The following is a 5,073-nucleotide window of genomic DNA, read 5'->3' on the forward strand; positions in this document are numbered from 1 at the left end:
AGGCAAGCCGGGCAAGGTGATCGTGGTGGCGTGCATGCACAAGCTGCTGGCCATCGCCTACGGCGTGCTGCGATCTGGCAAGCCCTTCAATGCTGACCATCTGAAGCCAAGCGCCGCTTGACACGCACAACGGTGTCTTGACCTCCGCAAAGCAGGGCCTCCCGGCCCAGCGCTCAGGCACGACCGAGGCGTTCGCCCTCGTGCTGAAGATGGTGAACCGGCAACTTCCGCAACGAGCCCAGAGCCGAAACTCAGATTTCGACCTTTGCCCCCAGCTCCACGATGCGGTTGCTGGGCAGGCTGAGGAAGTCGGCCGCGCCGGCGGCGTTGCGGTGCATGCTGGCGAACAGCTTCTCGCGCCAGATCGCCATGCCATCGCCGAAGGTGGGGATGACGATGTCGCGGCTGAGGAAATAGCTGGTGTCCATGTCGGGCAGCGGGATGCCACGGCCTTCCAGCAGTTTCAGCGCCTCGGGCACGTCGGGGTCGTTCTTGAAGCCGAAGTGGAGCACCACCTGCCAGCAATCGTGGCCCAGGCTCTGCATCTCGATGCGCTTGTTCAGGCCGATCCACGGCACCTCATGGTGGCGCACGGTGACGAACAGGTTGTACTCGTGCAGCACCTTGTTGTGCTTGAGGTTGTGCAGCAGCGCATTGGGCGTGAGGTCGATGTCGGCCGACAGGAAGACGGCCGTGCCCGGCACCCGCAGCGGCGGGCTGACGAAGATCGCCTCCAGGAAGCTGGTCAGGTCGATCGCGTCGTCGCGCAGTCGCGCAGCCATCAGCTTGCGGCCCTGCATCCAGGTCAGCATCAGGGTGAACATGCCGATGCCGATGACGATGGGGAACCAGCCGCCGGCCACCAGCTTGAGCATGTTGCTGGCGAAGAAGGTGATGTCGATGATGAAGAAGAAACCCGTGGCCAGCAGGCAGGGCAGCAGCGGGTACTTCCAGCCGTAGCGGATCACGTAGAACGTCATCACCGTGGTGATGGTCATGTCCAGCGTGACGGCGATGCCGTAAGCCGAGGCCAGGTTGGACGAGGTCTTGAACAGCCCCACCGCCAGCACGATGAAGACGAACAGCCCCCAGTTGACGAAGGGGACGTAGATCTGGCCGGTGTCCTTGACGGACGTGTGGCGCACCGCCATGCGCGGCAGGATGCCCAGCTGGATGGCCTGCTTGGTGACCGAGAAGGCCGCCGAGATCAGCGCCTGCGAGGCGATCACCGTGGCCGCCGTGGCCAGGAACACCAGCGGCAGCCGCGCCCAGTCCGGCGCCATCAGGAAGAACGGGTTCTTCACCGCCTCGGGGTCGTTGAGCAGCATCGCCCCCTGGCCGAAGTAGTTGACCACCAGCGCCGGCATCACGAAGCCGTACCAGGCGATGCGGATGGGGCGCTTGCCGAAGTGGCCCATGTCGGCATACAGCGCCTCGCCGCCAGTCACGCACAGCACCACCGCGCCCAGGCCGATGAAGGCCACCAGCGGCTGCGCGGCGAAGAACTGGAAGGCATACACCGGGTTCAGCGCCACCAGCACCGCCGGATTGCCCAGGATGTGCGGCAGGCCCAGTGCCACCAGCACGATGAACCAGACCAGCGTGATCGGCCCGAAGAACTTGCCGATGCCGCCGGTGCCGAAACGCTGCACCGAGAACAGCCCCGTCAGCACCAGCAGGGTGATCGGGATCACCCAGTTGTGCAGGCTGGGTGCGGCCACTTCCAGGCCCTCCACCGCCGACAGCACCGAGATGGCCGGCGTGATGACACCGTCACCGTAGAAGATGGCGGTGCCGAACAGGCCCACCGTCATCAGCACCCTGCGCAGCTGCGGCCGGTCCTTCACCGCGGTGGTGGCCAGCGCCAGCATCGCGATCAGGCCACCCTCGCCGTTGTTGTCGGCGCGCAGGATCAGCAGCACGTACTTGACCGAGACGATGGTGGTCATCGTCCAGAAGATCAGCGACAGCACACCCAGGATGTTGTCGCGCGAGGTGTCCACATGGCCGGCGTGGAACACCTCCTTGAGCGCATACAGCGGGCTGGTGCCGATGTCGCCGTACACCACGCCGAGGGCGCCGAGGGTCAGCGCGGCCAGGGCGGCGGGGGTCTTGGGGGCGTGGGCCGTGCTCATTGCCAGGCCCCGCCAGCGGGGCCACGTGTCTGCGAGCCGCCTATTCTGCGCCTGCTTTGGTGCGCCGCATCATGACGCCGGCTGCTGTTGCGCCGGCGCGCCGTTCACTCGTAGACCTCGGCGTCGGGATCGGTGGCTTCCAGCTCGTAGCTGGCGGCCAGCATGGCCAGGCGGCCGATCACGCCATACATGTAGAAGCGGTTGGGGGCGTTGGCGCCGGGCTTTTCACCGGCGCGCGGCAGGTGGTGGCTGCCGGCAAAGGCCAGCGGCACGTAGCGGGCGCCAGGGGCGTTGAGGTTCTCGTCGACGCCGCGCTCGGCATGCACCCGGTAGTAGCCACCCACCACATAGCGGTCGATCATCGTCACCACCGGCTCGGCCACCGCGTCGTTCACCCGCTCGTAGGTGGGCACGCCCTCCTGGATGATGACCTGGGTGGCCTCGGTCACGGCCACGTTGCTGGCTGCCGCCCGGGCGCGGGCACGGGCATAGGCCTCGCCCAGGTCCTTGGCGTCGCGCACCGTCACCGGGCCCAGGCCGTCGTTGCCGGTGTCGGCCTTCACCACCACGAACGGCTTCTCGTTGATGCCGTATTCCTTGTACTTGCGGCGCACCTTGGTCAGCAGCGCATCCACGTTGGTCTGCACGCAGTCCAGGCCGGCGGCGTCACCCGGGTTCACCTCGGTGCACTGGCCGAACATCGGGTTGATCAGCCAGGGGTCCATGCCCAGCAGCTTGGCGAACTTCTTGGCCACCTCTTCATAGCTCTGGAAGTGGCGGCTCATGCGGCGCACGCCCCAGCCGGCATGCAGCGGCGGCAGCAGGTACTGCTCGTGCAGGTGCTGCAGCGCCCGGGGCACGCCCTCGGACAGGTCGTTGTTCAGCAGGATGGTGCATGGATCGAAGTCCTTCAGCCCCAGCCGGCCGCGGGTGCGCAGCAGCGGCTCCAGCACCAGCTCGCTGCCGTCGGGCAGGGCCACCGGGGTGGGCGCCTTCACCGCATCGTCCAGCGTGCCCAGGCGCACGTTGAGCCCGGCCTGGGTGAAGATGCGCATCAGCCGCTGCACGCTGCTCAGGTAGAAGGTGTTGCGGGTGTGCGCCTGCTCGGGGATCAGCAGCAGGTTCTTGGCCTCGGGGCAGATCTTCTCGATGGCCGCCATCGCCGCCTGCACCGCCAGCGGCAGCATCTCGGGCGTGAGGTTGTTGAAGCCGCCCGGGAACAGGTTGGTGTCCACCGGCGCCAGCTTGAAGCCGGCGTTGCGCAGATCCACCGAGCAGTAGAACGGCGGCGTGTGCTCCATCCATTCCAGCCGGAACCAGCGCTCGATGGCCGGCATCGAGTCGAGGATGCGCGCTTCCAGCTCGTTGATCGGGCCGGTGAGCGCGGTGATGAGATGCGGAACCATGGGGCTGCCTGGGTGCTGGAGAAAGGGTCGATCGATTCTGGCAGATGGTGCCGCCCGCCGGTTCGGCAAGCCACCACGAAAAAGGGCTGCCCGTGGGCAGCCCTGTTGCAGCAGGCCGGCAGCGCCGGCCCGCCCGCATCACTTGCTGTAGGCCGTCTCGCCGTGCGAGCTGATGTCCAGGCCTTCGCGCTCTTCCTCTTCCGAGACACGCAGGCCCACCACCAGGTCGGTGATCTTGAAGGCGATGGCAGCCACCACGGCCGACCAGACGATGGTGATCAGCACGCCCTTGAGCTGGATCCACACCTGGGCACCGATGCCGTTGCTGCCCACCGTGGCGGTGACCCAGTCGGTCACCAGGCCGGGGCCACCCAGGTCCTGGGTGTTGAACACGCCGGTCAGCAGGGCACCGACGATGCCGCCCACGCCGTGCACGCCGAACACGTCCAGCGAGTCGTCCGCACCCAGCAGCTTCTTCAGGCTGTGCACGCCCCACAGGCAGGCGAAGCCGGCGACGAAGCCGATGACGATGGCGCCCATCAGGCCGACGTTGCCGCAGGCCGGGGTGATGGCCACCAGGCCGGCCACCGCACCCGAGGCGGCGCCCAGCATGCTGGCCTTGCCGCGCATCATGGCTTCACCCAGGCACCAGGCCAGCACGGCGGCTGCGGTGGCGGTGAAGGTGTTCATGAAGGCCAGCACGGCGGAGTTGCCGGCTTCCAGCGCGCTGCCGGCGTTGAAGCCGAACCAGCCCACCCACAGCAGCGCGGCACCCACCATGGTCAGCGGCAGGCTGTGCGGCGCCATGGCTTCACGGCCGTAGCCCACCCGCTTGCCGATCATGTAGGCACCCACCAGGCCCGCCACGGCGGCGTTGATGTGCACCACCGTGCCGCCGGCGAAGTCCAGCGCGCCGTGCTGCCAGATCAGGCCGGCCTTGGCGTTCATCGCGTCGACGACTTCCTTGCTGGCGTAGGCGTCCGGGCCCATCCAGAACCACACCATGTGGGCGATCGGCGCGTAGCTGAAGGTGAACCACAGCGCGCTGAACAGCAGCACGGCGCTGAACTTGATGCGCTCGGCGAAGGCGCCGACGATCAGGCAGCAGGTGATGCCGGCGAACGTGGCCTGGAAGGCCGCGAACAGCAGTTCAGGGATGTAGACACCCTTGCTGAAGGTGGCCGCCATCGCGAAGGTGCCGGTGGCCGAATCGAACACGCCCTTGAGGAACAACCGGTCGAGCCCGCCGACGAAGGCATTGCCCTCGGTGAAGGCCAGGCTGTAGCCGTAGATGGCCCACAGCACGACGATCAGCGAGAAGGTCACCATCACCTGCATCAGCACCGACAGGATGTTCTTGCTGCGCACCAGGCCGCCATAAAACAGCGCCAGGCCCGGCACCGTCATCATGATGACGAGCAGGGTGGACACCAGCATCCAGGACACATCGCCCTTGTTGGCCACGGGGGCCGGCGGGGCGGACGCCGCGTCGGCGGGGGCCGCGGCGGCCGCCGCCGGGGCGGGCGCGGGCG

The 5,073-nt window shown here is 67.4% G+C and carries 3 protein-coding genes and 1 pseudogene; 1 reads left to right on the forward strand and 3 read right to left on the reverse strand.

Annotated features, from left to right (window positions below):
* Positions 1-121 (forward strand): annotated as a pseudogene (locus tag FFT10_RS27895) (IS110 family transposase); the annotation flags it as partial.
* A 130-nt stretch (positions 122-251) separates the two neighbouring features.
* Here FFT10_RS27895 and FFT10_RS27415 read toward each other — a convergent pair.
* From FFT10_RS27415 to FFT10_RS27425, 3 genes are all read right to left on the reverse strand, one after another.
* Positions 252-2,135: a potassium transporter Kup gene (locus FFT10_RS27415; RefSeq protein WP_137736065.1), complete on the reverse strand. Its 1,884-nt coding sequence runs from the start codon at positions 2,133-2,135 to the stop codon at positions 252-254.
* A gap of 104 nt (positions 2,136-2,239) precedes the next feature.
* Positions 2,240-3,541 (reverse strand): glutamate--cysteine ligase, encoded by a 1,302-nt coding sequence (gene gshA, locus FFT10_RS27420; RefSeq protein WP_137736066.1) that lies wholly within the window; start codon positions 3,539-3,541, stop codon positions 2,240-2,242.
* Positions 3,542-3,679: 138 nt separating this feature from the next.
* Positions 3,680-5,073: ammonium transporter (locus FFT10_RS27425; protein ID WP_306446750.1), on the reverse strand; the 1,394-nt coding region annotated here is incomplete at its 5' end.

This window comes from Pseudaquabacterium pictum, from assembly GCF_005403045.1.
In the GTDB taxonomy this organism is placed as follows: Bacteria; Pseudomonadota; Gammaproteobacteria; order Burkholderiales; family Burkholderiaceae_C; genus Pseudaquabacterium; species Pseudaquabacterium pictum.